Raw genomic sequence first — 23517 nt, forward strand, 5'->3', positions numbered from 1 at the left:
GGAGATAATGTTTCCGAAAGTCCAGGTCACAGCTCCATCAGAGAGTGATGGGGTGCGATAATCCACCGGCTCCCGAGACCGACCGGAACCTACTCCAGCTCGAGCAGCAGGTGCCGGGTCTTCTGCACGTCCTCGAGACGGTCGATCAGGGACTCCAGCCGCGACCACTCCGACTCCGGGATGGCCTTCTCCGCCTCGGCGACCACGGACCGGTCCTGCGTCCCCCACGCCACCGGCATCGGGGAGATCTGTTCCCAGTGGTCCTGCTGTCCGACGGAGCGCATTCCGGTGACCGCCATGGCAGGCACCCGCTCACCGACCTTGCGTTCCACCCCGGGAATCGAGGTCACGGTGCGCAACGCGAGAGCCGGGCGGGACCTGGCGGTACCGGTGGCGGCGGTGTCCACCAGCGACATCAGGACGACGTCACGTGGGTTGACCTGGGCGATCACGGTGGGGGCAAGCGCGTAGGCGTCGTAGTAGTGTTGCGGCGAACCGAGCTGGCGGGGGAACACCGGCACCATGATGAAGCAGATCAGCGCCATGATCACAGCGGCGATGCCCACGATCACCGCCCAGCCCGCGTCCACGACCACGAAGAGGATCACTGCGGCAGCGACCATGATCGCCCCCATCAGACCAGCCGACCACTGGAATCGGCGCGAGTCGCGGAAGAACTCGTTGTGTTTACGGGCGAAGGGCTCGTCGACAGTGAAGTTGAAGCTGACCACGGTGAATGATCCTACAGGTCGACCGAGTCGATGATGCGGTAGCCGTACCCCTGTTCCGCCAGGAAGCGCTGACGGTGGGCGGCGTAGTCGGCGTCGAGTGTGTCCCGGGCGACGACGGAGTAGAAGTACGCGGGGCCTCCGTCCGGCTTCGGACGCAGGATCCGCCCGAGGCGCTGAGCCTCCTCCTGGCGGGAACCGAAGGTGCCCGAGACCTGGACCGCGACCGACGCGCCGGGGAGGTCGATGGAGAAGTTCGCCACCTTCGACACGATCAGCACCCGCAACTCGCCGCTGCGGAAGGCGTCGTAGAGTTCCTCGCGGCGGTGGGTGGTGGTGCGTCCGTCGATGACCGGTGCGTCGAGTTCTTCACCGAGTTCCTCCAGCTGGTCGATGTAGGCTCCGATGACCAGCGTCGGTTCGTCGGGATGCTGGTCGAGGATCCTGCGGACGATCCGGTTCTTGGCCGGCGAGCAGGCGGCCAGCCGGTACTTCTCGTTCTGCTCGGCGGTGGCGTACACCATGCGCTCGGACTCGGTGAGCTGCACGCGTACCTCGGTGCAGTCGGCGGGGGCGATCCAGCCCTGGGCCTCGATGTCCTTCCAGGGGGCGTCGTAGCGCTTGGGGCCGATGAGACTGAACACGTCGTCCTCGCGGCCGTCCTCACGCACCAGCGTGGCGGTCAGACCCAGGCGTCGGCGCGACTGGAGGTCACTGGTCATGCGGAAGACCGGGGCGGGCAGCAGGTGCACCTCGTCGTAGATGATCAGGCCCCAGTCACGGGAGTCGAAGAGTTCCAGGGCACGGAACTCACCCTTCGTCTTACGGGTCACGACCTGGTAGGTGGCGATGGTGACGGGCCGGATCTCCTTCTTCTCACCTGAGTACTCGCCGATCTCGTCTTCGGTGAGGGAGGTGCGCCGGACGAGCTCGTCCTTCCACTGCCGTCCGGCGACGGTGTTGGTCACCAGGATCAGCGTCGTGGTCTGCGACTTCGCCATGGATGCTGCGCCGACCATCGTCTTGCCGGCGCCACAGGGCAGTACCACCACGCCGGAGCCACCGGCCCAGAAGGATTCGGCGGCCATCTCCTGGTAGTCACGCAGATGCCAGTTCTCCTGCTCGGTGGACAGGGAGATGGGGTGTGCCTCGCCGTCGACGTAGCCGGCGAGGTCCTCCGCGGGCCATCCGACCTTGACCAGCTCCTGCTTGAGACGCCCACGTTCCGAGGGGTGGACGATCACGGTGTCCTCGTCGATTTCCTCACCGAGCATCGGCCGGATCTTCTTGTGACGACGGATCTCGGCGAGGACCGCACGGTCGGTCGACTCCAGAACCAGCCCGTGGGCGGGGTGGTTGGCCAGAATGAGCCGGCCGTAGCGTTCCATCGTCTCGGCGACGTCCACCAGCAGGGGCTGGGGGACGGGGAACCGGGAGTAGGTTTCCAGCACGTGCACGACCTGCTCGGCGTCGTGTCCGGCGGCCCGGGCGTTCCACAGGGCCAGCGGGGTGATCCGGTAGGTGTGGACGTGTTCGGGGGCGCGTTCCAGTTCGGCGAAGGGGGCCAGCGCGGTGCGGGCCTCCTGTGCCTGGGCGTGCCCGATCTCCAGCAGCACAGTCTTGTCCGACTGGACGATCAGCGGGCCGTCACCGAGTCCCACGGGTGCCTCCTCACAGGGGTTGGTGCAGGTGTGCGTTGCCGCTCGTGCAACCAGACCATCCTACGCGTCGGCACCGTCCACGTCAGTTACTGCTCATCGGTCGTATCCACCGGTGTGCCGACCCACGCGACGCGGTGCGGCTGGATGTGCAGTGACTGGCCACCGGCCTCGGTGACGCCGATGATCGACACCGGGCTCATCGTGACCACGGAGATCCACTCGTGCACCGCTGACCCGGTGGCGTCGACGTAGCTGATCTCCACCGAGGTCCCGGCGTCGTAGGCGTGACGCAGCGCCGCCATGATGGCGCGGGGTTCCCGGACCCGAGCGGTCTCGCCACTGTGGCCCGCCTCGTCGTCCTCGTCCTGACGGGTGCGGCGGAACCCCTCCACCGCACCGGCGAGCTGGTCGGCGACCTGGGTGAAGGACGGTGCCGGACGGGGTGGGTCCGGGACGGTGGAGAACACCGGTGCGGCGGTGGCACGTCCGGTGCCCGTGTCGCCGTCGATGCTGATGGTCACGCCCTCGTCCTCGAGAGCCTCGACCACCAGTGACAGCTGCACCGAGCTCGCGGCGACGGTCGGGGAGAGCAGGCGGAGTCCGGTCTCGTCCGCCGCCTCGGTGTCCATGATCGCTGCCATGGACTTTTCGTCGGGGGCGGTCAACACGCTGGCCGCGGTACTGCCGACCACCGGCGTCGGGGGACGGTGGGTACGGAACGTGTCCTGGACCAGATACCACAGCGACTGGGGGACGTCGGGGGCCATGCCGGCGAGGAAGTCCTCGATGCCTTCGGCGGTTTCTCCCCGTTCCACGGCACGTTGCATGCTCTCCCTGGTCACCCGCCAGACGCTGGCCATACCGGTGGACTCGACGTCGGCGAAGGTCCGCAGCTTCGCCTCGGTGTCCTCGTCGAGCAACCCGGGGGCGAGGATCGTCATGTCGGCCTGGATGATCAGCATGCCGACCGGAGCGGGCAGGATATCGGCGAGTGCGGCGGTCAGCCGGTCCTCGTCGGATCCGGTGGCGGCCAGCGCGACGGCCGCCGAGGAGGGCTCCCCGTCAGCGGACAGGCCCAGGATCACGCACTCGTCGCGCACACTGTCGACGGCGGCCTCGGACGTCACAGCGGCGACGGAGGGCCGGATACGCCAGAGGGACTCTGCCGTGACGACCCCTCCGCTGGCGGCGACGACACCCCGCAGTGCCGCCGCTTCGGCCGCGTCGAGGGAATCCTGCAGCAGGTGGGCGTCAGCGCCGGTGTCGTCCTGCGCCGACCACGGGGCGTGCGGGCTGTGGCGCCATCCGTCGACCAGCATCGCCCAGCGTCGGGACAGGGGTGCGGACAGGTACGTGGCACCTCGTTCGCTCAATGACCAGAAGTTGCCGCTGCCGATGACGTCCCGGGGAGCGGGAACGGGCAGTCCCAGGGCGATCAGGTCGGCGTGACGGCACAGGACGAGCGTGTCGCTGACTACCGCTGCGTCGAGGCCCAGCGCCTTCGACAGGCGCGCGATCTCCCGTACCCCGATCCCCCCTGCGTTGAGGGGGCGCACGGGCGTGTTCCCGATCTGCTTCAGGACGTCGGCCACCAGGCGGGCGGTCTCGACCACCCGTGCCACGGCGGTGGCGTCGGTGCGGGCGTCCGGGCGGGACGGGTTCTCCACCGCGCTGAAATCACCGCCGGGCGGGGGGACGACGCGTCCGGAGATGCTCGCCGACACCCGCAGTGACAGGCGGGCTGTCTGGGCGTCCACCCGGTCCAGCAGGCCTGCCGCGATCATCCGCGCGAGGGGGCGTTCCGGGTCGTCGAGTGTCGCCGAGTGCCCGACGCCACCGGACAGCTCGAGGGTGTCGAGCAGTCGCCGCTGGCGGGTGGGGAGGGCGTCGAGGACCTTCGGCAGGTCCTCGGTCGGGATGGGGCAACGGTAGCCGTCCACCAGTACCCACGGCAGGTCAGTGGTGGCGGAGAACAGCGGTGGCAGGTGCATCGGCACCTTCATCGCGCCCGGCGCTGTGGCAGGGTCCCGTGGAGACACCGACAGGTCCGGCCCGAAGACCAGCCCCCAGGATGCCAGCGTGTGGACCGTGGTCCGGACCGCCTCGGTGTCCGCCCGGTGTTCTGGGCGGGTTCCGGCGGTGTCCCACAGCTGTGTGAGGGTGCTGGTGACGTCCTCCAGTTCCACCGGCTGATGGTCTGCCCCGGCGACGACGAGGGCGTGCAGGACGGCCAGGCCGGTGGCGTCGAGCCGACGCAGTGCGGCCACGTCCGAGACCGACCCCAGGGAACCGGGGTGGAAGGCACGCAGACGCCAGAGCAGGTCGACGAGGACGTCGTCGGGGTGACCGGACAGCCAGTCGGCGTAGGTGGGGAAGGAGTCAGGCATAACGACGGTAACTTTACCCGCCGGTGGTCGCACGGGTGTAGACGCCGGTGTGGACTACACCGTCGGAAAGTCGCCTGAACGGCGAGGATGTGGAATGATCGGTGCCATGGCTGACGCAAAGAAGAAGCACTACGTTGATCCGGGCTGGCCGCAGAACCTGCCCGAAGGTAAGCACGCTGTCTCTGAGCTCGTGGCTGACGACGCCGGGGCGTTGAGCCCTTTCGGTGACGCCGAGTTCCCCGTGCCCGCCGAGAAGCTGCCCTATGTGCATCCGTACACGGTGATCAACCGTTAGTCGGGCGGCATACGGCGGAAAAGGTCGTCGCCCGGGTCATTCCGAATAGTCGGAATGCCCGGGCGAGACCTTTTGTCAGGTGGGATCCTGGTGATGCGTGGGGTCTAGTGCGCGTCCCGGGGCATGACCCGGAACAGGACGCGGCGGACTAGAACAGGTTGCCGGCGACAGCCTTGTACTGCTCGCCTGCAGCCTCGGCCTGCTTGATGGCGCCGGTGTAGTTGTCGTTGAGGGCTGCGCGGTTGTCCTTGTACAGGGACTCCAGCTCGTTCGGCACCTCGATGCCGTTGGCGGCGAACGCCTCGGTGATCTTCTCCACACGCCGTCGATGGCGAGGGAGTCGGTCTGGCTGCTGAGGTCGGCAGCAGCTTCCTGGGGGTTGGCGGCGTAGTTGTCGGTGGCGGGGGCCGCCGGTGCGGAGCGCTGTTCCGGTGCGGAGTTCAGGCCCAGCTGAGCGGAGCAGGACGGCCATGCGCCCCAGCCCTGTCCCTCGAGAATGCGCTCGGCGACAACGATCTGCTCTTCGCGGGAGGCCTGGTCGGCGGAGGCTGCGAACTCGTCGCCGCCGTAGCCGCTCCAGGTGCTCGGGGAGAACTGGAGTCCACCCTGGAAGCCGTTGCCGGTGTTGATGGACCAGTCTCCGCCGGACTCGCACTGTGCGAGGCGGTCCCAGTCGGAGTCGGGGGCGGCGTTGGCTGCCGGAGCCGCGACGGCGCCGAGTGCCAGGGTCGCCATGCCGGCGACGGCGAGGCGCTTGGTGCTGAAGCTGCTCTTACGGATGGTGTGTCGTCCCATGTGGGTTGATTCCTTTCGGAGTCGGTGGTGCGGCGATCAGGTCCCGTGTATCACCGCGGTGTTCATTGCTGGGGTCCGACAGTAACGGTTTGTCACGATTGAGTCACGCTGATTGGCGGGATTCGTGGCTGTTCAGGCGCGATCGCGTCCTGATGCCGCGAATGTGAGCGTGAGCACCTACGGGGTCAAAACCGGCGTTGCCCAGTGCGTTACCGTTCCGTGTCTCGAACGTTATCGAACCGTTATTATTGACGTGTGACCTTCATCACATTGTGGCCCGTGGCGGCATTTCGGGGTCCGGAGGCACGCGTGGGCACCCGTGGCGCCCCACGGGTAAGCTGGTGCATTCCCCATCCGTGAGTAGACAGTATGTAGAGAAAGGACAGGCCGACATCATGCCGACCGGAAAAGTGAAGTGGTACGACCCGGACCGGGGATTCGGCTTCGTCTCCAACCCCGAGGGTGAGGACGTCTACGTCGGATCGCAGGTGCTTCCCGAGGGAGTGACCGAGCTGCACAAGGGACAGCGCCTCGAGTACGACTTCGCCGAAGCACGGAAAGGCCCGCAGGCCATGCGCGTGACCGTACTGGACGACGGGCCGGTGTCGTCACCGCAGAAGGGCTCCAGGGGTGCCCAGGGGGCACGGGGTCACAAGTACAGCCCCGACAAGCTCCATGAACTGGTCCAGGACACCGTCACGCTGCTGGAGTCACGGGTGCAGCCGAGCCTGGAGGCGGGACGCCGTCCCGACCGGAAGGAAGGGCGGCAGGTCGCCGAGATCCTGCGCACCATCGCCCGCGAGCTCGACAGCTGACCGGCTACTCCCCGGGGTCGGTGGTGGGGTCGGCGGCGGGGTCCGGCTCCACGCCGGTGTTGAAGGCCCAGACCACGCCGTAGGGCACCTCTTCGCCGTCTTCCTCCCCGAGGATCAGGGCATGGACCTCGACCACGCTGAGACGGGCACCCGGTTCGGCCCCGTCCTCCGTCTCCGCAGAACCCCGGACCGTGACCTCCGACTTCTCTCCTGCGGCCCAGGTGTTCTCCATGTTCGCCGCCTGATCGTCGAAGATCTGCAGCAGTGACCAGTCCTGGCTGGTGACCTCCTCGGGCAACGAGAGTGTGACCTCGTCGTCCGGTCCCACCTCGATCGTGGACGGTTCGCCCTCGTCGCAGTCGCCTGTGAACCGTTGGCAGACGGAGTAGGGGGCGTACTCCTGCTCGTTCCCGGACGCGTCGGTCACCGTCACCCGCAGGTCCTGCGGGTCCGCGGCGGGGCGGTTGTCGCTCCAGTACTGGTAACCCAGCACTGCCGCAGCGACCACCACGACCAGGAGCACGATAGCTCCGAATGCGATGTACTGCTTACGCTGGGCAGCCCGGCGCCGCTGCTTCTTCGTCTGCTTCTCGGTGCTCATTCGGTAGGGAACTCCTGTCCACGGGGGTCGGGTTCGGGCGTGCTCACCGGGGGCTCCTCGCCCGGCCGATCAGGGCACCCAGGCCGACGCCACGCGCCGCGGCGATGACATTGGCGTACATCACTGTACCGACGACGGCGAGCACGGCCATACCGACGGTGAGCTCCGGGGGAAGCAGGATCCCGAGAGTGCCGCCGAAGACCCACGACAACTGCAGCGCGGTTTCGGAGATGCCGAAGGCCGACGCCTGTGCCGCCTGATCAAGTCCGGACTGGATCGCCGCGTCCAGGCACACCTTCGACATCGCGCTGCCCAGTGACAGGACAGCGGTGGCGACTGCTGCGGTGACCATGCCGTCCCATACCGCCGCACACACCACGGCACCCAGCGACAGCGCTCCCAGGGCGAGGACGGCGCCCTGAGGCCGGGAAAACCGGATCCGCGAACCCAGGGCGTTACCGGCGAACGTGCCCACACCACCGGCCGCGCCCACCGCGGCGAGCATCGAGAGCTGTTCGACACCTGACAGATGGGAGGAGGACTTGGCGACGAACGCCACGTAGATTGTCATGAAGCCGGTTCCGCACCGCTGCAGAGCCGTCGCCCACATGCAGGTCCGTGCGGCATCGGGGAAGCGCACCCGGATGGAGCGCCGCCATCTGGTGATCACGGGTCCACCGCCACGTCCTCGACGCACCCCCGCAGCAGGTACAGGATCCTCCGGTACGAAGGGACTGACCGTGACCTCGTCCTGACCACGTTCGGCGGTGGAGGGGATCAGGGCGCATCCGTAGATCCCCGACAGCGCCACGACCATCAGCAGCCACAGGGACGCCTGGGGATCGAAGACGTAGGCGATCGCTGCCGCCAGGCCGCCGGCGACCAGGGAGCCGCCGATGTGCCCGGCGATCGTCAACCGGGCATTGGCACGCACCAGGTCGAGTGCCTCGGGAGCGACGCGGGGGGTGACCGAGGACTTCAGTACGCCGTACGACTTACTCAGCACCAGCATGCCCAGCGCTGCAGGGTAGAGCATCCATGAGTTGAAGTTCTGCAGCAGCACCGCCGCCAGGACGACCCGGCCTGCGAAGGTCAGGGAGAGCGCGAGACGACGACCCGTCCGGATCCGGTCAAGCGCAGGCCCGATCAGCGGAGCGAGCAGGGCGAAGGGTGCGATCGTCACCAACAGGTAGGCGGCGACAGATGTCCGGGACTCCGCCTCGGCTGCGGAGAAGAACAGGGTGCCTGCCAACGAGACCGCCAGGACGGCGTCCACCGCGAAGTTCGCGATGGAGGTGTACATCAGGGCGGTCAGTCCGGACTCCCGTGCCCCGTCGGCACCCATCAGGCCGTATACCCGGTTGGCCGACCGGGACATCACGCCACTATTCCTCACTGAACTGCACCTCGTAGAGGGTGTCCCACAGCTTTCCGGTCACGAGGAAACTGTTGCCGTCGGCCCCCTCGGCACGGTTCTCGGCGATACCGTTGAGGACGTCGGCACCGTCCCTGTCACCTGCGGGGAGGTCGAGGTCGACCACCCCGGTCACGTCACCGGTGGTCGGGTCGATGCGCAGAATGCGGTCGGAGTGCCACACATTGGCCCAGACGGTCTTCTCGTCCCCGGAACCCGTGCACTCCAGTTCGTTGATCTCGTCGACGGGGTCCCCGTCGAGGGTGACCTCCACGCTGCCGGTCGGGGCGAAAGTCGCCGGATCCCGGAAGGTCAGGGTGGGGGAACCGTCCGACATGACCAAACGGTCGCCGTCGGAACACAGTCCCCATCCTTCGCCGTCGTAGGAGGCTTCGTCGGTGACTTCCAGGGTGTCGGCGTCCCGCGCGAAAGCGACACCTGATTTCCACGTGAGTTGCCACACCGTGTCCCCGTGCACGGTGGCCCCCTCGCCGAAGTACCTCTCGTCGAGGTCCGCGCTGACGGTGGGGGAGGTCGCGTCGTCGACGGGGGCGCGGTAGATCCGCGACTCGCCGTTCAACCCTGTCGACACCAGCAGGTCACCGTCGGGCATGACCTCCAACCCCTGGGTGAAGGACGATGAGTCGAACGGATGCTCCGCGGTGACCTCGGCCGTCAGGACCGGGACGGTGGAGTCGGCATCCACGGGGTCCCCGCCGTCCTCGGCCGCGGAGCATCCGGTCATCGCGACCGTCAGCATGGCGGCGGACAGGATGGACACCGTACGTGCGCCACGTGGCGCCGACTGAACGCGAGGGGTCATACCGCCCATGCTGCCACACCGGTTGCACGCAGACCTGCCTGGTGCGATTCTTACTACTTATGTCAGATTCCATCGGCGAGATGACCGCCGCACCAGCACCAGGGGCCCTCGACCGGTACTTCCACATCACGGCACGCCGTTCGACGGTCGGCACGGAGGTCCGTGCCGGTATCGTGACGTTCTTCGCGATGGCCTACATCATCATCCTCAACCCGCTGATCCTGGGGACGGTCGAGGACGGCAACGGCGACGTCCTGGGGACCTCCCGGGTCGCCGCCGTCACCGCGCTGGCGGCCGGCGTGATGACGATAGCCTTCGGAGTGTTCGCGAAGTACCCCTTCGGTATCGCCGCTGGCCTGGGGATCAACACCCTGGTGGCGGTCACCTTCGTCGCCTCGGAGGGGCTCACCTGGCCCCAGGCGATGGGGCTGGTGGTGATCGACGGTGTGATCATCGTGATCCTCGCGGTCACCGGTTTCCGTGAGGCCGTGTTCAACGCGATCCCGAACTCGCTGAAGGCGGCGATCGGGGTCGGTATCGGTCTCTTCATCGCCATGGTCGGTGTGGTGGACTCCGGGTTCGTCCAGCGCATCCCCGATGCCGCGGGGACCACGGTACCGGTCACGTTGGGGATCGACGGGTCGATCGCCTCCTGGCCCACGGCCACCTTCGTGCTCGGCCTGGTCGTCTGCGGCATCCTCGTCGCCAAGAAGGTCCGCGGTGGACTCTTCATCGGCATCATCGTCACCACCGTCTTCGCGATGATCGTCCAGGCGCTCACCGGCGACTTCGGCGAGGGCAAAGGATGGCAGATGGCCACCCCGGAGATCCCGGACTCACTGGGCTCCGTGCCGGACCTCAGCCTCGTCGGCGCTGTCGACCTCTTCGGGGCCTTCGCGAAGATCGGTGCCCTCTCTGCGTGCCTGCTGGTCTTCACCCTGGTGCTGGCGAACTTCTTCGACGCGATGGGCACCATGACCGCGTTGGGCAAACAGGCGCGGCTCGTCGACGAGCAGGGCAACCTGCCGAACCTACGCACCGCCCTGATCATCGAGGGCGCCGGTGCCGCCGTCGGCGGTTCGGTGTCGGCGTCGTCCAACACCGTCTTCGTCGACTCCGCCGCCGGGATCGGCGACGGCGCCCGCACCGGCCTGGCGAACGTGGTGACCGGCGTGATCTTCCTGGCCGCGATGTTCCTGACCCCGCTGTACTCCGTGGTGCCGATCGAGGCCGCGGCACCGGTGCTGGTCGTCGTCGGTGCGATGATGATGGGGCAGATCACCGAGATCGACTTCTCCCGCTTCGAGATCGCCCTTCCGGCGTTTCTGACGATCGTGATCATGCCGTACACCTACTCCATCGCCAACGGGATCGGCATGGGGTTCATCGCCTACGCGATCATGGCGCTGGTGACGGGACGGGGCCGGACACTGCACTGGCTGATGTACCTGGTGGCGATCCTGTTCGTGGTCTACTTCGCCATCGACCCGATCATGGATGCGGTGGGGTAGAGCTGTGCCGGACGCTCCTGTAACGGTCACTGACCCGACCGACACCCGCCTCGACGACATCCGTGACCTGAACTCCTCGGACAGACGTCCGGACCTGCCCGGAGGCAAGGGCCTGGTGGTTGCGGAGGGCAACCTGGTCGTCCCGCGACTGGCGGCGTCGCGGTTCCCTGTGCGCCAGGTGGTGGGCTTCGCGCACCGCCTGGACCAGTTGCGGGACGTTGCGGCGTCCGACCCGGAGGTCGCCCGTGGACTCGAGGGTGTCCCTTTCTTCGAGGTGTCCCGGGACGTGCTCGCCGACGCCGCGGGATTCGACATGCACCGCGGTCTCGTCGCCACCGCCGACCGTGTGGAGGAACCGTCGCCGCAGAGCGTGTTGGACGGACTTTCTCCGGACAACCGGGTGATCGCCGTGCTGGAGGGAGTCGGTGACCACGAGAACATCGGCGCGCTGTTCCGGAACGCCGCCGGCCTGGGGGTCGGCGCGGTCCTGCTCGGGGCGGGGTGCGCGGACCCGTTGTACCGACGGGTGGTGCGGGTGTCGATGGGGCACGTGCTGCGTACCCCGTTCGCACACGTCGGTGTCCGTCCGACGACGTGGCAACGGGGTCTCGTCGACCTGCAGTCCCGCGGATACCGGGTGGTGGCGATGACGCCGAACACGGACTCGGCGCTGTCCGAGGCGGTTGCAGGCGCGGACAAGGTTGCCGTGATGGTCGGTGCAGAAGGCCCGGGGCTGACCGAACATGCGATGCGGGCGGCCGATGTACGGGCGAAGATCCCCATGTCGCCGGGGACGGATTCGCTGAATGTGGCGACGTCGGCCGCGATCGGCTTCTACGCCGCACAGTTCTGAGGCAGTCAGCGTCCCGCGTTGCGTGCGCGTCGCCGGACCTCGTCGCCGATGCGGTGCGCGCCCGTCTGGAACAGACGTACCCCGCCACGAAGTCCGCGGCCCACCCCGGTCACCGCGGACAGCGCCGCGCCCTTGAGTAGATCGGAGGTTGCCCTGGTCGCGGACTCCTTGCCGTCGGCGTAGTCGTCGTACCCGGGGGTGTTCGGGGTGACGGCGCTGACCGGACGGTGCGGGACGGAGGATGCGCCGGAGTTCCGGCGACCGGGCCGCGATGCCGGGCGACCGTCCAGAGCGAAGGCGCAGACCGGGATGTCGATCCCCTCACGCTCCACGCGGAAACCGAGCCAGTACTCCTCGGCTGCGGCGGCGAACTCCCCCGGTCGGAACGGCAGTTGGATACCGGTCGATTCGACGTTGCCTTCCCAGAACGGCGCCTCGAACGGTTCGGGGAGCCCGTTGTCCTCGAGGATCTTGTCGCGGGTGGCCGTGAAGCACCGTTTGAGCACGCCCCCGGACCAGTGGGCGAAGCCCCCGAGTCCGTCCGGATCGTCCGGGGTGCGGCAGGTCACGTATATGTCCGCCGCAGCGATGAGGTCCCGCAGAGGTACGGGGACCTCCGACAACAGTCCTGCATCGGGGAGGACCGTCTGCACGATCGACAGGCCGGTGTAGCCGCCGATGTAGAACTCGTGGCGTCCCGGCGGCGCGGACCTGTTCATGTCGAAGTCACCGATGTGTGTGGGGGAGGAGAAGTCCCCGAAGACAGTCGTCGCACCGTCGCCTTCAGCCCCCAGACGGACGCCGAGTTGGGCGAGGTACTTCCGGGCGAAACCACGGTCGGGGACGGGTTCAGCCGTGAGGACGTCCCGCGGGACTGCTGCGGTGGCGAACCAGAGGGTCACGACCGTGTCAGGCACACCTGCGGAACCGGAGGAGTCGGAAGATCCCACGGCCGTCTACTTCTTCTTGTTCCGGCCGTTGGCCTTGGGGTTCGTCCGCACGCCGAGGAGCACATCCTCCCAGTGCGGGGTGACCGCCTTCTTCTTCCGTTTGGCTGAGTCGTTGTCGCCACCGGCAGGGTGGGTACGCCGTCCGAAGAGGTCCACGGGAGCATCCGCCGTCGGGTCGGACGAGGTATCGACCGGACGGTTGTCCGGACGGGTCGCGTCGGAGTCACGGGGCGGGATGCCCGATGCCTCTCCCACGAGCTCGTCCGGGTCCTCGTCTCCGACGTCGTCCTGCCGACTGGACGGAACCACGGGGGACACCGTGCGGACAGGTCGTTCGAACCGGGGGTCGATCAGGTCGGAGGCGACTGAGTTCACCGGCTCTGCTGTCGCAGGACCGTCCTCCCCGGGCACGTACCGGAAGTCGGCGACGAACCGGGACGCACCTTCGCGGTTCCCCTTCGTCCAACTCACCGAGATGATCCAGTGGTCCGAGGAGTCCATCGCCGCGGACCATTCCGCCGCCCGCAGACTCTCCCCCCGGGCGGCGAATGCACCGGCCAGGACCTCGCGCAGCGGGCCGTCGGTGGGCCCGTCCGCCCGGACCGGGTGAGCGTCCCGGGCCATGTCGGCGATGCGGTTGCGTTCCATCGCGATCGGCACGGCGAAAGGACGGACGCGGCGGTCCTCCATCCCGGTGTCCGCGACGATCTGCTCGACGGTCTCACCGTGGCGGATGCGGTCCTGGATCTCCTTGGGACGCAGGTGGACACGTTCACGCGTCGGGACGGCGACGGGCTCGGGTGCGTCAGAGGGTACGGGTTCCACGGCACGGTTGACCCGCTCCCGACGGTCGTCCGCGTCGTCGGGAGCCGTCGTCTCCTCGGCCTCCGCTGCCCCCGCAGTATCCGGTCCTGCGGCGCGGATGCCGAGGAACTCGGTCAGTTCGTCGGTGACCGGCAGGAAAAACTCCGCGACGCCCGCGCTCTCCGCATCGTCACCGGTGCCCTCCTCGGTGACCATGCGGAGAACGAGGGACGCCCGGTCGCTGTCGTCTTTGACGAACCGCAGTTCCTGCATCGGTGGGACCTCCATCCACTGGGTGTTTTCCGCCACAGTAGCGCAGAAACCCCCGGAAGACCGTGAGCTTCCGGGGGCGAGTCAGGGACAACTACCTGTCGGCTACCTGTTGGCGACGCCGGAGTCGAGGATGTGGTCGATCGCGGCGGTGAGCGTGCGCACGTCCTCCGGGTCGATGGCCGGGAACATGCCGATACGCAGCTGGTTGCGCCCCAGCTTGCGGTAGGGCTCGGTGTCGAGGACACCGTTGGCGCGCAGCGTCTTCGCGATGACGTCGGCGTCGACCGACTCATCGAAGTCGATGGTGCCGACGACCAGCGAGCGGCTGGACGGGTCAGCGACGAACGGCGAGGTCTCCGGACGGGCCTCGGCCCAGTTGTACAGCGTGGAGGACGACTCGGAGGTGCGGGCGACCATCCCGTCCAGTCCTCCGTTGGCGTTCATCCACTTCACCTGGGCGTCCATCATCAGCAATGTGCCGACGGCGGGGGTGTTGTACGTCTGGTTCTTGCGTGAATTGTCTACCGCGGTCTTCAGGTCGAGGAACGCCGGGATGTAACGGTCGGTGGCTGCGATCTCCTCGACGCGCTCCAGGGCGGCCGGGGAGAAGGCGGCGAACCAGAGACCGCCGTCTGAGGCGAAGCATTTCTGGGGGGAGAAGTAGTAGACGTCGGTCTCGGCGACGTCCACAGGCAGGCCGCCGGCGCCGGAGGTGGCGTCGATGGCGACGAGTGCGTCAGTTGCCGGACGTGTGACGTCGACCATCGCGCCCGTGGACGTCTCGTTGTGTGCCCATCCGACGAGGTCGGCGTCCGCTCCGTCGAGCTGTGCGGGGGAGGGGGCCGTTCCGGGGTCGGAAGCGAAGACCTCAGGTGTGTCCAGCCACGGGGCCTTCTTGGACACCGAGGCGAACTTGCCGGAGAACTCTCCGTAGGTCAGATGCGCGGACTTGTTGCGGATCAGGCCGAAGGACGCCGAGTCCCAGAATGCGGTGGCACCACCCAGGGAGGTGATGATCTCGTAACCCTCGGGGAGGTTGAAGAGCGTCGACAGACCTTCCCGGACGGATCCCACGAGATTCTTCACGGCAGGCTGACGGTGCGAGGTGCCGATGATGTCTCGGCTACCGGAGACAATGGCGTCGATCTGGTTCTGGCGGACCTTTGACGGACCGCAGCCGAATCGACCGTCGGCGGGGAGGAGGTTCTCGGGCAGGGTGGGGAACTGGTCGCTCATGATCGGCTTTCCTGGTCTCTTCCTAGTCTTCCAAGCACGGTGGTACGGGAACGTCGTCAGCCTAGCCGGTCGAGCCATTTCGTGGAACCGAACGTCCCACACTCCGGGATGCACCGGGGGTGGCTGACGGGGATACCGTACGACCCTACTGTGTCCGTGTGGGGGGTATTGGGTACAGTGTGTCCTATCCCACGATCGTCGACGGTCCGCAGTATGAGCTTTATTCATGCCGGGCTGCTCGGTTCGAGGCGGGCCCCGGGTCGGTGTTCTCCGGCTCAGGGGACACAACCGAAAGCATCGAAGTACCTGAATAAACGAAAGGGCTGTCAATGGCTTCCGACAACCAGGACAAGGCCGTTCTCCACTACCCCGGTGGCGAATACGAAATGCCGATCGTCAAGGCCAACGAAGGAAACTCCGGATTCGCACTGGGCAAGCTGCTCGCGGAAACCGGTCTGACCACCGTTGACCCCGGCTACGTGAACACAGGTTCCACCCTCTCCGAGATCACCTACATCGACGGCGGCGAAGGAATTCTGCGTTACCGCGGGTACGACATCGCTGACCTGGCGAACAACGCCACTTTCAACGAGGTCAGTTACCTCCTCATCAACGGCGAGCTTCCGAATGACGAGGAGCTCGAGAACTTCAACGCCAATATCCGTCGTCACACGCTGCTCGACGAGGACTTCAAGAGCCAGTTCAAGATCTTCCCGCGCAACGCGCACCCGATGAACGTGCTGGCGTCCTCGGTCAACATCCTCGCGACCTACTACGAGGACGAGCTCGACCCGCTGAACACGGACTTCCAGAAGAAGAACACCTACCGCCTGATGGCGAAGGTACCGATGCTGGCGGCCTACGCCTACCGCGCGTCCAAGGGCAAGCCCTACATGTACCCGGACAACAAGCTGAATGCGCGGGAGAACTTCCTGCGTAACATGTTCGGCTACCCGACCGAGGACTACGAGGTCGACCCGGTTCTGTCCAAGGCCCTGGACAAGCTGCTCATCCTGCACGCAGACCACGAGCAGAACTGCTCCACCTCCACCGTGCGCATGGTCGGTTCCTCCCACGCGAACATCTACTCCTCCATCGCCGCGGGCGTCAACGCCCTCTCCGGCCCGTTGCACGGGGGAGCCAACCAGGCTGTCCTGGAGATGCTCGAGGAGATCCACGACAACGGTGGCGACGCGACCGACTTCATGAACCGCGTGAAGAACAAGGAGCCGGGCGTGAAGCTGATGGGCTTCGGGCACCGCGTGTACAAGAACTACGACCCGCGTGCGGCGATCGTCAAGGAGTCCGCACACGAGATCCTGGACCACCTCGGTGGCGACAACCTGCTTGACCTCGCGATGAAGCTTGAGGACATCGCCCTCAACGACGACTACTTCATCTCCCGCAAGCTGTACCCGAACGTGGACTTCTACACGGGCCTGATCTACCGCGCCATGGGCTTCCCGACGGACTTCTTCACCGTCCTGTTCGCCATGGGCCGTCTCCCGGGCTGGATCGCACACTACCTGGAGCAGATCAACGAGCCGACGGCGAAGATCAACCGTCCGCGCCAGATCTACACCGGCGAGGGCAAGCGCGCCTTCGTCCCGCGCGACAAGCGCTAGTCGGCCAGTCACGGACTGACAGACTGGACCCGGATGCCGGCCCCGCTGCACAGCGGTGCCGGGCATCCTCCTTTTCTGCTCCTGCCGGGGCCGTGCTGGTAATCTGAGACGGTTCGCACGACCACGAATCTTCAGGAGACATCCCATGAGCAAGCCCACCATCGACGTTCAGCCCGGCCCCGCGCCGTCGCAGCTCGTGATCGAGGACATCACGGTCGGGGACGGCCCCGAAGCTGTGCCCGGCGGTATGGTCGAGGTCCACTACGTGGGGGTCGACTTCGAGTCCGGGCAGGAGTTTGACTCGTCCTGGGACCGTGGCCAGACCATCGAGTTCCCCCTCGCCGGGCTCATTCAGGGCTGGCAGGAGGGCATCCCGGGCATGAAGGTCAACGGGCGTCGTAAGCTGACGATTCCCCCGGAGCTCGCTTACGGGCCTGCTGGGGCGGGGAATCCTCTCGCAGGTCGTACCCTGGTGTTCATCATTGATCTGGTCGACGCGCGTTAGCAGTCGTCGGTGCCGGTGACGCCGGCTCGCGGGCTGGCGGGGGACGTGCACCGGGGAGTGGCACACACGGTGGCGGGAGGCATGGGGGCTCCCGCCACTTTCGTATATCCGTATCCGGTTGATTTGACTATCAACTTAGTTTGAGGGGAAAATCACATTCCAGTCGACTGTGTTAGGACGAGCATCACACTGACGTGAGCTGCGCAGTTCGGCAGCAGGAGGTTGCTCGTATGAGACAGCTGTCTGGCGTGGACGTTTCTTTCCTCCACGTCGAAAACTCACGGGTCACCGGTCACGTAGGGGGTCTGCTCATTGTCGATCCTTCCACGGCGTCAGAGCCCATCACCGCAGACGCGGTCCGTCGCTTCTACGCGTCCAAGATTCACAAGCTTGCTCCGCTGCGCTGGCAACTGGTGAACGTCCCGTACGGTTTCGACCGTCCGTACTGGCACGAGGTTCAGGACCCCGACCTGAATTACCACATACGGGGAGTCACCGTGCCGTCGCAGGGGTCGGAGGAGGAACTTGTCGCCCTGGTGAGTCGTCTGCACGCGCGTCCCTTGGACAGGGCCCATCCTCTCTGGGAGGTCTACGTCATTGACGGTCTGGACAGTGGGAAACTCGCGATCTACACCAAGCTGCACCATGCGGCGATCGACGGGAAAGCAGGGATGGCGATCACCGCAACCGTGCTGTCCACTAGTCCTGACGTGGAGATTCCGGACATGGTGGAGTTGCCTCCGCCCTCGCCTGTTCCCTCCGAGGCCGAAATGTTCACCCGTGGCTGGAACAGTCTTCTGTCTCAACCCGAGAAGGCGATGAAGCTCTGGGGCGACGTCACCAGGGAGACGCAACGCTTCTATTCCCGGATGCTCACCGGTGCATCAGAGTGGACCGCCGACGCCAGTCCTCCGCAGGTGGCCCCCAAACTGTCGTTCAACAGGACGATCTCAGCCCAGCGCAACTACACCTTCGGCACGGCCTCGCTGTCGGACGTCAAGAAGATCAAGGAGAGACACAACTGCACCGTCAACGACGTGGTGATGGCGATGTGCACCTCCGCTCTGCGTCGCTGGCTGATAGACCATGACGAGCTTCCGCGTGGTCCTCTGCTGGCGATGGTCCCGATCTCGATCCGTGCCGCAGACGCATCCGAAGATGTCGGTAACCAGGTTTCCAGCCTCCAGGTCGCGCTTCCGACCAATGTCGGGGATCCTGCCGAGCGCTTGAGAATGGTCAGTGCAGGTATGCGTTCTGCGAAAGAGACCCACAAGGCGTTGCCGGCAAACCTGCTTCAGGACTTCACCCAGTTCACTGCGCCGGCCGCTGCTGAAGCTGTCGCGCTGATGGCAGCGAACATGAAGTGGGCGGACTCGGCGACGATGCCGTTCAACGTGGTCATCTCCAATGTGCCGGGGCCGAGGGAGACCTTGTACTACCTGGGGGCAAAGCTCGAGGCGAACTATCCCGTGTCGATGATCACCGACGGGATGGGCCTGAACATCACGGTGCACAGCTACCGGGACAGCATTGATTTCGGAGTGGTCAGTACCCCGGAGTTCGTTCCGGACATCACCTGGCTCCGCACCTACATCATCGAGGCGATCGACGAGCTTCTGGCTTTGTGACCAGGGTTTACAGGGAACCAGATGTCTCAACGCAATGACCTACTACTACGAAGTATCATGAAAGGACCCGGCTCATGTCATTCAATCTTGCAGCGATGCTCACGGAGGCAACCTCGGCGACGCCGGACAAGACCCTGGTGTATCTCGGAGACGAAGAGCTGAGCTACGCTCAGATCGACGAAGCGTCCGGGCGTCTCGCAGCAACGCTGCGGAAAGCGGGTTACGGACCGGGTGACGCGGTCGCTGTCCAGCTCCCCAACATTCCGCAGTTTCTCATCGCATACTTCGGGCTTCTCAAGGCCGGGATGGTCATGGTGCCGCTCAATCCCCTTCTGGCGGCACGCGAGGTTGCGTACCATCTCGACGACAGCGACTCCCGGGCACTGATCACTTTCGACCAGTTCGCGGCGTCCGCGATGACCGGTGCCGCTGGTGATGCGCCGGTCTATGTGGTGGGGGAGACCCCGCAGGGGGCTCTTCCCTTTGAGGAACTGCTTGTTGAGGAGGACACCGGTGAGGTCGTCGCACGGTCGTCCGATGATACCGCTGTCCGCCTGTACACCAGCGGGACCACCGGGAGCCCGAAGGGTGCGGAACTCACGCATTTCCAGCTCTACATGAACTGTACGGTGGCCGGTTCCCTGTTCGGGATCCGTTCCGACGATATCTCGGTGGGCGTCCTGCCGCTGTTCCATGTTTTCGGTCTCTCCAGTGTCCTCAATGTCGCGGTTCGTTACGGTGGGTCCCTGGTGCTCGTCCCTCGTTTCGATGCCGAGGCCGTGGTGCGTGCGATCGAGGACCACGGTGCGACCGTGTTCGCGGGAGTGCCGACGATGTACATGGCGATGCTGCAGGCAGACACTGAGGGGCGTGACGTGAGTTCGCTCCGGGCAGCCAGCTCCGGCGGAGCATCGATCCCCGGCGAAGTGATCCGGGCCTTCGAGGAGAAGTTCCCCGGGGTAATCGTGCTCGAGGGGTACGGGCTGTCAGAGACTGCGGCCACCTGCACATTCAATATCAGTGCGGAGGAGCGCAAGGTTCTGTCGGTGGGTAAGCCCATCTGGGGTGTCGACGTCAAGATCATCAATGACGATGGCGAATCCCAACCGCAGGGAAGTGAACACCGAGGGGAAGTACTGGTCCGTGGCCACAACGTGATGAAGGAGTACTACAAACGTAGTGAGGCCACTGAAGAGGCGCTCCGCGACGGATGGCTCCATACCGGCGACGTGGGTTACCTGGACGAGGACGGCTTCCTGTTCATTGTCGACCGGCTCAAGGACCTCGTCATCCGTGGCGGGTACAACGTCTATCCCCGTGAGGTGGAGGAGGAGCTGTACACGCACCCTGCCGTGGCAGAGGCTGCCGTGGTCGGAAGGGAAGACGCGCGACTGGGGGAGGAGGTTGTCGCCTACGTCTCCCTGAAACCGGGCCGTACCACCACGGAGGACGAACTGATCGCGTACTGCAAGGAGCGGCTGGCGGCCTACAAGTACCCGCGGGCCGTCAGCATCCTGTCCGAACTGCCGAAGGGGCCGACGGGGAAGATCCTGAAACGGGAGTTGAAAGTGTGACTCCAGGCGCTTGACGTACCACGTAGGCGCGTGGCTTACTGATTGGGCAGTCGACGGAAGGAGCTTCGCCATGGAGAAGCACGCAGAGGCGCTCGAAGACCTCGGGAAGTACCTCAAGGCCCAGCGCGAAATGGCCCAGTTGTCCATACGTCACCTGGCACGCGTCAGCAGTGTGTCGGACTCGTACCTGAGTCAGATCGAGCGCGGAATGTATCAGCCGTCACCGGACATTCTCCGGTCCATCGCGAAAGCGCTCAACATCGCGCCGGATCAGCTCTTCCAGAGAATGGGCTGGCTGTCGCCGGGCGCCGTTGCCGGCGATGACGTACCGACTGCGATCGCAGCAGACGAATACCTGACCTCGGCACAGAAGACCGCGTTGGTCCAGACCTATAAGGCGATGATCGCGGACAGGTGAATGTCCACCTCACATTGACCCGGGTACGGTGCCAGGAACCAGGGTGAGACGGTGACCGGGCGTATGCCCGGGCCGAGCATCTTCTCGTCGTGCGGTCAGGTGGTGGAGGAGGCGTGCTCTGTGATCGCGTCGATAACCGGTGTCCAGACTTCGCGGGGAAGATCGTGGCCCATGCCCGGGAAAGTGATCAGCCGTGCACCGGGTATCGCGTCCCGGGTGGCGGTTCCACCGGCGGGGCGAACGAGCGGATCATCCTCGCCGTGAATCACCAGAGTCGGCACTGCGACGTCTTTCAACCGCCCAGTCCGGTCCCCGGAAGCCTGGATGGCCGCGAACTGGCGGGCGACTCCTGTGGGATCCTTCTCGCGAGAAAAGGCTTCCCGAGCGACGGCGGTCAACCGTTCTTCGTCGAAAGGGTAGCCGGGGGAGCCGATCACCCTGTACACATCCAGCGCCCGGGCCGTTGCTTCTTCCTCCGTGCCTGCCGGCGGACGCATGAGGGCGGCAGCAGCGGCAGGTGTGGGCGCTCCTATCCTCGGTGCGGTCGTCGAGAATATCGACGTGAGGGTGAGTACGCGTCCCGGGTGGTGGATCGCGACTTCCTGGGCGATCATGCCACCCATCGAGGCACCTACGATATGGGCTTTCTCGACACCGAGGGCGTCCAGAAGACCGGCCGAATCATCGGCCATGTCTTTCAGCAGGTACGGAACTCCGGACGAAGACCCGCCGCCGAAGCCAGGAACTCCGGCACCGGTGAGATGTGTGGACAAGCCGATGTCCCGGTTGTCGAACCGGATCACCCAGAACCCGCGGTCGGCTAATGCGGTGCAGAAACTTTCGTTCCATGCGAGCATCTGGGTGCCGAGACCCATGATGAGAAGGACGGTCGGGTTCTTCTCTGAGCCGAAGGTCTCGTAGGCAAGTTGGATCTCGCCGCAGTCTGCGATTCCACTGCTCATGCGGCCTGCGCATATGATCGCGCGTCACCCTGGTATGGCCTCCAGCCTCGCTCGGGCTGACGGAGCCGGTCGAGCACAATCGAAAGAACACGTGGGTTCATCCCCATGCCCAGGTGGCTGGCTGTGACTTCGATGTTCTCGCGGTGAGGTGCCTCGATGTCGAGGCACGCCTGCCAGGGGACCACTCCGTCGAGTTTCGAATACACCGATGTTGCGGGGGTGGCGGTGGTCATTTTCCTCTTGCCGCTGGAGAAATCGTCGAGGAAATCGGTGTGCCACGGCCTGAGTGCTTCGAACAGGGGCCCTGCATGTGACGTGCTCGCCGAGGTTTCGACACTGAGGTTGAAGGGGCTGCCGAGGGAGACGACACTACGAACCTTATCCGGCTGGTACTCGGTCAGTACGCGGGCGAGGATACCTCCCAGACTCCATCCGACCAGGCTGACCGGGCGCCCCTGACGCTCGTAGAGCTCGTCGAGCTTGTCGAGCAGCCCTGAGACGATCTTCCGGGTGGGCCCGAGGTTGGGGCCGAGCTTCCATGCGTTCGCGGAGTATCCGTGAGATGCGATAACGGCACGCATAACTGCCGTTGAACTGTCATCCGCAGACAGGCCGGGGAGTACGAGAACCTCCTGTCCGTCTCCCCGTGGTGCTGCCGCAAGAAGCGGAAGGGCGGTCCAGAAGCTGATCGCGTCTGCAGCTGCACGACCACCTTCGGTCCACAGAAGGGCGGTGCTCGGCTTTGAGTATTCGGTCGTGCGTGTCGTGGTTTTCGGCATCGCCTTCTCTTCTACGCATCCAATGTGATCTGAATCACGCTAGGACATTATTTTTGGAAGCGCAACAATGGAGATGTTGTCATATCGGTGTTGCTCCGCCTGATGCCCCTGTGGAGACGTCTGATTTCTATGAAGACCTGGTGCGGTCTCCACGATGTAAAGGGAGTTCACTTCCGTGCTGTCCAGCAACGTCGGCGTTCTGGAAACCTCCGTACCTGCACCGACGTCAAGGAACTCTCGGTACAGTGGGGCTCCGCTCAGGCGGCATCGAATCCGGGCCCGGGGTCAGTCATTCTGATGAGGTCTACTGGAACACCGTGCGTAACCGCAGGACGTTGATCCTTCCGAGCTCACGCACCGTGGTCTCCCATTCTGTGACAGTGGGGTTCTCCAGGCGACGTTTGAGGAGCAGTAGGACCTCGTGGCCACCGATGCCCTGGGCGCAGACGAGGAAGATGTGGTGGAACCGTGCCTCATAGCGTCTGCCGAGGTCGGCGATCTCGGTGAGGACTTCGGGCGGAGAGTCGAGGATGAAAGACTGCTCATCGCGCGAGTATGCGTCCGTCGTCTTTTCTCCGAGGACGGGGTGGGCCTGGATACTGGCGAGGATCTCGACGCGGGGCAGTCGCAGCAGCTCGCGGTGGGCGGCGTCGAGCAGGTGCTCGAGGCTTCGAAAAGGAGCGGCTGCGGCGATGGCTGCACCGAGTTGCGGTGAGTACAGCAGGTCACCGATCATCTCAGCGACCTGGGTGGGGGTCATCCTGTTGAGTTCATCGACGGTGGTGACGGGAACGGTGTCAATCATGATTCCCAGTGAACTGGTGGTGCATTTCCGTCCCGTTTCGCCGTGGTGAACACCCGGAGGTTGGGCGGCCCTGGG

General features: G+C 65.6%; 21 protein-coding genes and 1 pseudogene. 9 read left to right on the forward strand and 13 right to left on the reverse strand.

The genetic code is table 11. From position 1 onward, the window contains the following. Nucleotides 1-89 precede the first annotated feature (89 nt). The 3 genes from BJF89_RS03830 to BJF89_RS03840 all read right to left on the reverse strand — a co-directional run bounded on the left by BJF89_RS03830 (nt 90) and on the right by BJF89_RS03840 (nt 4776). On the reverse strand, nt 90-731 hold the full coding sequence (locus BJF89_RS03830; RefSeq protein ID WP_075812389.1) for a DUF3239 domain-containing protein: 642 nt from the start codon (nt 729-731) through the stop codon (nt 90-92). A gap of 11 nt (nt 732-742) precedes the next feature. Beyond that, nucleotides 743-2389 carry a DNA repair helicase XPB gene (locus tag BJF89_RS03835; RefSeq protein WP_075812391.1) on the reverse strand — a complete coding sequence of 549 codons (1647 nt, stop codon included), beginning with the start codon at nt 2387-2389 and terminating at the stop codon, nt 743-745. 86 nt (nt 2390-2475) lie between these two features. Further along, nucleotides 2476-4776, reverse strand: coding sequence for a helicase-associated domain-containing protein (locus BJF89_RS03840; protein ID WP_075812393.1), 2301 nt, complete (start codon nt 4774-4776; stop codon nt 2476-2478). Nucleotides 4777-4882: 106 nt separating this feature from the next. Between BJF89_RS03840 and BJF89_RS03845 the strand changes: the two genes are divergently transcribed. Then, nucleotides 4883-5071 carry a hypothetical protein gene (locus tag BJF89_RS03845; RefSeq protein WP_038553016.1) on the forward strand — a complete coding sequence of 63 codons (189 nt, stop codon included), beginning with the start codon at nt 4883-4885 and terminating at the stop codon, nt 5069-5071. Nucleotides 5072-5219: 148 nt separating this feature from the next. Here BJF89_RS03845 and BJF89_RS19860 read toward each other — a convergent pair. Beyond that, nucleotides 5220-5866: pseudogene (locus BJF89_RS19860) on the reverse strand (resuscitation-promoting factor Rpf1 domain-containing protein). Nucleotides 5867-6261: 395 nt separating this feature from the next. Here BJF89_RS19860 and BJF89_RS03855 point away from each other — a divergent pair. Continuing rightward, nucleotides 6262-6681, forward strand: coding sequence for a cold-shock protein (locus tag BJF89_RS03855; protein WP_075812395.1), 420 nt, complete (start codon nt 6262-6264; stop codon nt 6679-6681). 4 nt (nt 6682-6685) lie between these two features. Here the strand turns inward: BJF89_RS03855 and BJF89_RS03860 are convergent, their stop codons facing one another. Genes BJF89_RS03860 through BJF89_RS03870 form a run of 3 tightly spaced genes read right to left on the reverse strand, consistent with a single transcriptional unit; the run spans nt 6686 to nt 9528 of the window. Continuing rightward, nucleotides 6686-7282 (reverse strand): DUF2771 domain-containing protein, encoded by a 597-nt coding sequence (locus tag BJF89_RS03860; RefSeq protein ID WP_075812397.1) that lies wholly within the window; start codon nt 7280-7282, stop codon nt 6686-6688. Between the two features lie 43 nt (nt 7283-7325). Then, nucleotides 7326-8660 carry an MFS transporter gene (locus tag BJF89_RS03865; protein ID WP_075812399.1) on the reverse strand — a complete coding sequence of 445 codons (1335 nt, stop codon included), beginning with the start codon at nt 8658-8660 and terminating at the stop codon, nt 7326-7328. Between the two features lie 7 nt (nt 8661-8667). After that, nucleotides 8668-9528, reverse strand: a complete 861-nt coding sequence (locus BJF89_RS03870; RefSeq protein ID WP_075812401.1) for a glutaminyl-peptide cyclotransferase — start codon at nt 9526-9528, stop codon at nt 8668-8670. A gap of 50 nt (nt 9529-9578) precedes the next feature. Between BJF89_RS03870 and BJF89_RS03875 the strand changes: the two genes are divergently transcribed. Next, entirely contained in the window at nt 9579-11030 is a 1452-nt protein-coding gene (locus tag BJF89_RS03875; protein ID WP_075812403.1) for an NCS2 family permease, read from the forward strand. A 4-nt stretch (nt 11031-11034) separates the two neighbouring features. After that, the gene (locus BJF89_RS03880) at nt 11035-11883 is read left to right on the forward strand and encodes a TrmH family RNA methyltransferase (protein WP_369803645.1); all 849 of its coding nucleotides are present in this window, start codon (nt 11035-11037) and stop codon (nt 11881-11883) included. A gap of 5 nt (nt 11884-11888) precedes the next feature. Here the strand turns inward: BJF89_RS03880 and BJF89_RS03885 are convergent, their stop codons facing one another. The 3 genes from BJF89_RS03885 to serC form a co-directional block, all read right to left on the reverse strand. Next, nucleotides 11889-12833 (reverse strand): hypothetical protein, encoded by a 945-nt coding sequence (locus tag BJF89_RS03885; protein WP_075812407.1) that lies wholly within the window; start codon nt 12831-12833, stop codon nt 11889-11891. A 6-nt stretch (nt 12834-12839) separates the two neighbouring features. Beyond that, nucleotides 12840-13925: a septation protein SepH gene (sepH, locus tag BJF89_RS03890; RefSeq protein ID WP_255372478.1), complete on the reverse strand. Its 1086-nt coding sequence runs from the start codon at nt 13923-13925 to the stop codon at nt 12840-12842. Between the two features lie 87 nt (nt 13926-14012). Continuing rightward, the gene (serC, locus tag BJF89_RS03895) at nt 14013-15146 is read right to left on the reverse strand and encodes a phosphoserine transaminase (protein WP_075812409.1); all 1134 of its coding nucleotides are present in this window, start codon (nt 15144-15146) and stop codon (nt 14013-14015) included. 329 nt (nt 15147-15475) lie between these two features. Between serC and BJF89_RS03900 the strand changes: the two genes are divergently transcribed. The 5 genes from BJF89_RS03900 to BJF89_RS03920 all read left to right on the forward strand — a co-directional run bounded on the left by BJF89_RS03900 (nt 15476) and on the right by BJF89_RS03920 (nt 20896). Beyond that, entirely contained in the window at nt 15476-16771 is a 1296-nt protein-coding gene (locus tag BJF89_RS03900; protein WP_075812411.1) for a citrate synthase, read from the forward strand. A gap of 145 nt (nt 16772-16916) precedes the next feature. Continuing rightward, complete coding sequence (locus BJF89_RS03905) at nt 16917-17276, forward strand: FKBP-type peptidyl-prolyl cis-trans isomerase (RefSeq protein ID WP_075812413.1); 360 nt, start codon at nt 16917-16919, stop codon at nt 17274-17276. 230 nt (nt 17277-17506) lie between these two features. Further along, nucleotides 17507-18904, forward strand: coding sequence for a wax ester/triacylglycerol synthase family O-acyltransferase (locus BJF89_RS03910; RefSeq protein WP_075812415.1), 1398 nt, complete (start codon nt 17507-17509; stop codon nt 18902-18904). Nucleotides 18905-18978: 74 nt separating this feature from the next. Further along, nucleotides 18979-20478 (forward strand): long-chain fatty acid--CoA ligase, encoded by a 1500-nt coding sequence (locus BJF89_RS03915; protein WP_075812417.1) that lies wholly within the window; start codon nt 18979-18981, stop codon nt 20476-20478. Between the two features lie 70 nt (nt 20479-20548). After that, nucleotides 20549-20896, forward strand: a complete 348-nt coding sequence (locus tag BJF89_RS03920) for a helix-turn-helix domain-containing protein (RefSeq protein WP_075812419.1) — start codon at nt 20549-20551, stop codon at nt 20894-20896. Between the two features lie 95 nt (nt 20897-20991). On the opposite strand, the gene BJF89_RS03925 is transcribed toward BJF89_RS03920, so the two are convergent. The 3 genes from BJF89_RS03925 to BJF89_RS03935 all read right to left on the reverse strand — a co-directional run bounded on the left by BJF89_RS03925 (nt 20992) and on the right by BJF89_RS03935 (nt 23442). Then, the gene (locus BJF89_RS03925) at nt 20992-21858 is read right to left on the reverse strand and encodes an alpha/beta fold hydrolase (protein WP_075812421.1); all 867 of its coding nucleotides are present in this window, start codon (nt 21856-21858) and stop codon (nt 20992-20994) included. After that, a complete protein-coding gene (locus BJF89_RS03930; protein WP_075812423.1) occupies nt 21855-22637 on the reverse strand; it encodes an alpha/beta fold hydrolase in 783 nt (260 codons plus the stop codon). The genes BJF89_RS03925 and BJF89_RS03930 overlap by 4 nt, the downstream gene beginning before the upstream one ends. A gap of 304 nt (nt 22638-22941) precedes the next feature. After that, nucleotides 22942-23442, reverse strand: coding sequence for a 2-oxo-4-hydroxy-4-carboxy-5-ureidoimidazoline decarboxylase (locus tag BJF89_RS03935; protein WP_075812425.1), 501 nt, complete (start codon nt 23440-23442; stop codon nt 22942-22944). Nucleotides 23443-23517 lie beyond the last annotated feature (75 nt).

The organism is Corynebacterium sp. CNJ-954, assembly GCF_001942345.1.
Taxonomy (GTDB): Bacteria; Actinomycetota; Actinomycetes; order Mycobacteriales; family Mycobacteriaceae; genus Corynebacterium.